The sequence below is a fragment of the Paenisporosarcina sp. P4_E4_2 genome (genome assembly GCF_056401595.1).
On sequence record NZ_JBFUJC010000221.1, the window covers coordinates 1 to 5,252 of the forward strand.

Annotated in this window: 6 protein-coding genes; all 6 read right to left on the reverse strand. The window is 40.9% G+C overall.

Annotated features, from left to right (window positions below):
• A partial coding sequence (locus AC1DSB_RS13915) for a tetratricopeptide repeat protein (protein WP_477586911.1) occupies positions 1–403 on the reverse strand: 403 nt, incomplete at its 3' end.
• A 70-nt stretch (positions 404–473) separates the two neighbouring features.
• The gene (gene aroA, locus AC1DSB_RS13920; protein ID WP_477586912.1) at positions 474–1,781 is read right to left on the reverse strand and encodes a 3-phosphoshikimate 1-carboxyvinyltransferase; all 1,308 of its coding nucleotides are present in this window, start codon (positions 1,779–1,781) and stop codon (positions 474–476) included.
• Positions 1,782–2,013: 232 nt separating this feature from the next.
• The gene (locus AC1DSB_RS13925) at positions 2,014–3,114 is read right to left on the reverse strand and encodes a prephenate dehydrogenase (protein WP_477532569.1); all 1,101 of its coding nucleotides are present in this window, start codon (positions 3,112–3,114) and stop codon (positions 2,014–2,016) included.
• Positions 3,111–4,211, reverse strand: coding sequence for a histidinol-phosphate transaminase (gene hisC / locus AC1DSB_RS13930; protein ID WP_477586913.1), 1,101 nt, complete (start codon positions 4,209–4,211; stop codon positions 3,111–3,113). The genes AC1DSB_RS13925 and hisC overlap by 4 nt, the downstream gene beginning before the upstream one ends.
• Positions 4,212–4,231: 20 nt before the next feature.
• Positions 4,232–4,603 carry a chorismate mutase gene (gene aroH, locus AC1DSB_RS13935; RefSeq protein ID WP_477586914.1) on the reverse strand — a complete coding sequence of 124 codons (372 nt, stop codon included), beginning with the start codon at positions 4,601–4,603 and terminating at the stop codon, positions 4,232–4,234.
• Positions 4,600–5,252: 3-dehydroquinate synthase (locus AC1DSB_RS13940; protein ID WP_477586915.1), on the reverse strand; the 653-nt coding region annotated here is incomplete at its 5' end. The genes aroH and AC1DSB_RS13940, both read right to left, overlap by 4 nt.

The window sequence follows — 5,252 nt, forward strand, 5'->3', positions numbered from 1 at the left end:
CTCCCGGCAATAGTGCGAGTGCTTGGTTGATTTTTTGCTCTGCCGATTCGTAAAACCCTTGCATTTGATAATAATCAGCTAGACTCAGTAATGCTTGTGGATATTCTTCCTCATGCTCTTCAATGCTTGTCAGCAAAAGTAAGGCTTCATCTTCTTCGTCAATTTCCATGAGTATCTGTGCTCTATCAATCTTGATCTGCGCTTCATTAGGAAACAAAAACTGAAGGTGTTCCAGTATTTGTTCACCTTCTTTTAAATATCCAGCTTGAACTAGCATATTTGCAATCTCATATTGAGCATCTGGTTCCCCTGAAAGTTGCAATGTTTCGATTAAAGACTGTATGGTCTGCAAATCGCCCGCTTCAATCGCTTCAATAAATTGTTGACTTATTTCCATCTCCATCACCCGTTCTCTTTCTATTCATACCATATGCTACATCACGACTACCCCATTCACAAGAAAAAACTCCCCGCTAGCGGAGAGTTTCACAAGTTGACACATTTCGCAAATGATCAAAGAAGTTGGGGTAAGATACGGAAATGCACGAAGCATGTTCAATTTCGATAGGTCCTGTCGAAATCACTGAAGCGATTGCGCCCATCATTCCGATGCGATGGTCTCCATAAGACTGTAGAACCCCTCCTGTAAGAGTAACAGGACCATTTATGACCATTCCGTCTTCGGTAGCCTCGATATTGGCACCTAATTTCTTTAACTCATCTACAACTGCTGTAATGCGGTCTGTTTCTTTTACTTTTAATTCCTCTGCATCTTTAATCACCGTCGTACCCTGAGCTTGGGTCGCCAGTAATGCAATGATTGGAATTTCATCAATCAAGCGGGGAATTAACTCTCCGCCGATTTCAATGCCTTTGAGCTGTGAAGATTGTATCGACAGACGTCCTATTGGCTCTTCATCCCCGCCGTTTTCCAATTCAATATCCAACTTGGCTCCCATTTGTTGCAACACATCGAGAATGCCGGTGCGTGTTGGATTTAAACCGACATGTTCCAAGTGGATGCTACTGTCTTTCGCAATTGCTCCTGCCACCAAAAAGAATGCAGCTGAGGATATATCTCCTGGCACTTCAATATGTGTTGCAGAAAGCTTTTGACCACCCTGGAGTTGAATGACTCCATCCTGACAAGTGAWGTCAGCACCAAATTGGCGTAACATACGCTCGGTATGGTCTCGTGAAACTTCTGATTCCCGTACTGTCGTTACACCATTCGCTTGAAGACCAGCAAGAAGGATGGCTGATTTTACTTGCGCGCTGGCAACAGGCATAGTGTAGTCTATTGCAGTCAAATCAGTGCCTTGTATTGCAAGTGGAGTGAACTGCCCCCCACTTCTGCCAGAGATTTGTGCACCCATTTGCCTTAAAGGTTCGATTACACGCTTCATCGGTCTTTTAGCGATTGATTCATCCCCTACAAGAACGCTGTGAACGTTAGATCCGGCTAATATTCCAAGCATTAAACGAGTAGTTGTCCCAGAATTTCCTGTGTCCAAAATTTCAGAAGGTTCTTTCCAACTTTCCATCCCATCGCTCGTAATCGTAACCTGATTGCCATTCACTTGAATATCGACACCTAATTTTTGAAAACAGGAAATTGTACTTAAACAATCATCTCCAAGCAAAAAACCATTAACCGTTGTTTTACCTTTTGCCATTGCCCCGAACATGATAGAGCGATGAGAAATTGATTTGTCTCCAGGAACTCTAACTGTTCCACGAAGGGCTACTTGCTCTGCTTGTAATTTTATGGAGTCCTTCAATCCATTCACATCCTTATATTCTTATTGGATAATAATTGCTCAGTATAAATTCATCTTTTTTCTTCGCAGATTTGAGAAGCTATACTCTCTCTTTATAGACTATCTTAAACGATTTAGTTAATCGTACATTTGCGTAAGCGTTGGTCTCATGCTTAACGCTCATGTGGGTGACCAACATCATGTTGGCCCGAGGAGGCTTGCCATTYGTCCGCGGAAAGAGAGCAGACTCACTCTATGATATATACGTTTCGTAGATTGTTTCATTTGCAATACAACCGCCCGCTTTATTTCGGTCTTCGATTGTCTGAAAGCTGATGACCAAAATCCCAAAAACATCTTCCCTCGTTTCAACAATTCGCAAGTTTGTAATGCTGATCATGTGTTTTGCCAGAAGTCCTGTTATTTCAGAAATGACACCAGGATAATCAGGAACATCCACATACAGATCAAATACAGAATACATGGCGCCTTGTGAAGTAATCGGCAATTCATCTCTGACGTATTTGGCTCTTGAAAAGTAGTGCTCTATATTTGAAGGTTCCGCTTGCATAAGCAACGTTTTTACTGTGTCCATTTCTTTTTGCCATTTTGTCAATTGATTGACCAATTCGATTCGATTTTGAATGGTTATATCTCTCCACATCACAGGATTCGATGAAGCAATCCGTGTGATATCCCGAAAACCACCTGCTGCCAATTGGCGAGTGAAGGGAAATTCTTCATTCTCACTGGATAATTGGTGAACCAAGGACGCAGCGACCAAATGTGGAAAATGACTGACTACAGCGGTCATATGATCGTGTTCAGACGCAGAGACTCGGAGAATCTTCCCCTTTGTCGGTTGCAACAACATTTCAAGGGTATGAATTTTTTCTTCATCTTCCTGTTCCAATGGAGTAAGCATGTAGTAGGCATTTTCAAATAAATGAGCCTTCGCTGCTTCAACACCACTTTTGTGTGAACCGGCCATTGGATGTCCTCCAATAAATGTAAGGCCAAGTTTTTTAAGTGATTTTGCTTTTTCCATGATGATTTTCTTTGTACTGCCGGTATCTGTAAGGATGACACCTTTTTTAAGCTGCCAATGCTGTGCTTCGTTCATTAACTGAAGCGTTGCATTGACTGGAGTCGCAAATACAATGATATCTGCCATTCTTGCAGAATCTTTTATACTGAGTGCCATGTCATGAATGACACCTAATTTTTTGGCTTTACGAACGGTGTGTGAGTCCGAATCAAAGCCAATTACTTTCACTTCAGGATTCTTTTGAATGGCCAATGCCAATGAACCACCAATTAAACCCAGACCTACGATTAGAACATGCGTTGTCATGCAAATACCTCTAATTCTTTTAAAACATCCGCCAACGCTTTTAAGAATGCATCATTTTGTTGAGTCGTACCTATAGTGATCCGAATATATCCCGGTGTTCCAAGTGCATTTCCACTAMGGATAATAAAGCCTTTTTTAAGGAGACCTTCAAATACTGTATCGGCGTCAGCTTTTACTTGAAGAAGTACAAAGTTTCCTTGAGTGGGATACATATGTAGGTCATGTTTTGTGGCATATTCATTAAATTGCTGTTTTCCTAATTCGTTTTTGATAATACATTCCTTAAGAAATGCCGTATCTTGAAGTGCCGTCAATGCAGCGCCTTGACTGATTACTGTATTGTTGAATGGTTCACGGACCGGATCCAGACGAGCAATCAGTTCCTTTTGTGCCACTGCATAACCGACTCGAAAACCTGCAAGTCCATATGCTTTCGAAAACGTTCGCAAAATAATGACATTGCCATGATCTTTTAAGAGATCAACGGATTCTTTGTATGCGGGGTCAGTTACGAATTCGTAATAGGCTTCGTCAATCACTATAAGTACTTCTTCGGGAACTTTTTGAATGAATTGTTCCATCTGCTGATGATTGATTAGCGTACCTGTCGGATTATTTGGAGAACACAACCAAACGATTGCTGTTTTTTCATCGATTTGGCGAACCATTTCTTCCAGGTCATGAGCCCCGTCTTTCAATTGAACTTCACGAACCTCTGCACCCTCAATCACCGCATTATGTCGATATTGTGGGAAAGTAGGAATTGCCATGACAGTATTAACTCCTGGCTGAAGCAAAGCACGAGAAATCATCATGATAATTTCATCCGATCCATTTCCAAATAACAATTGTTCTTCTGCCACACCTACCGTTTCTGCCAAAGCATGACGTAAACCACTTGCGTATCCATCTGGATAAATGGCATGATTTATCGCTTGGTTTTCCAGGAATTCACGGACTTTTGGAGATGTTCCAAAAGGGTTTTCATTCGAAGCGAGCTTCACGATATGATCTAAGCCATAGATCTTTTTCACTTCATCGATTGAACGTCCTGGTTGATATGGTTTCATCCCTGTTAATTGGTTTTTCCACTTCATCGTCATTCGCCTCTACCTTCTTACTTATTGTTTGTTATTAAATCAGGTCGTAATTTAACTGCATCGTTCATGTATACATGATGAATATCGCGTTGCGATTTTTCCGTATTGACGTGCATCAATACACGTATACACAATGGCATCGCGCCTGGTACATCCATTTCATGGGTACACATAACAGGTACGTATRTCCATTCAGGAATACTTCGGACAGCTTTTGCAGGAAATGCAGAAGCTATATCAGTTGTCGTTGAAACCACGACAGATGCAACATCCTCAGGACTGATTTGGTTTTCTCTAGCCATTGTCAAAACAAGCTTCTCTGTCTCAATTAAAATATGAGATGTCGAATCTTCTGGTATGGTGGTCGCTCCTCGAATACCACGAATCATTTATGTACCTCCTTACTCCATTTTCGTAATTGTTCATGTGCCCGTACTACTTCTTCAACGGGGACAATTTTCATACATGGTTTTCCGATTTGTTCGAGTAGAACAAAATGAAGATCACCATAAGAAGCCTTTTTATCACGTTTCATATAAGGAATGAGTTGATCGATTTCCTGCTTTAAAACAGGTTCAAATGAATACCCAAAAGCGTTCAAAGCATTAAAAAGCTTTTTGGCTGTTCCTTCTTTGAGCGACAGTAGTTTTTCACTTAACTGAAGTGAAATCACAAGTCCAATTGCAACGGATTCCCCGTGCGTTATATTTCCGTATCCAACTGACGCTTCAATTGCGTGTCCATAAGTATGTCCTAAATTCAGATATTTCCTTACGGATTGCTCAAACTCATCCGCTTTCACTATATCAGCCTTTACTTGAATGCCTTTAACCAAGAAAGATAACTTCTGTTCTTCTGATATATTTTCAAGAGATTGATAAGAAAGCAAATCTTCCAACCAATTCTTATCCGAGATTAGAGCATGTTTTATTACTTCAGCCATCCCTGATAATACTTGTTGATTAGGCAACGTGGCTAATGTCAAAATATCAAAAATGACAGCTTCAGGCTGATAAAACGAGCCGATCATATTTTTCC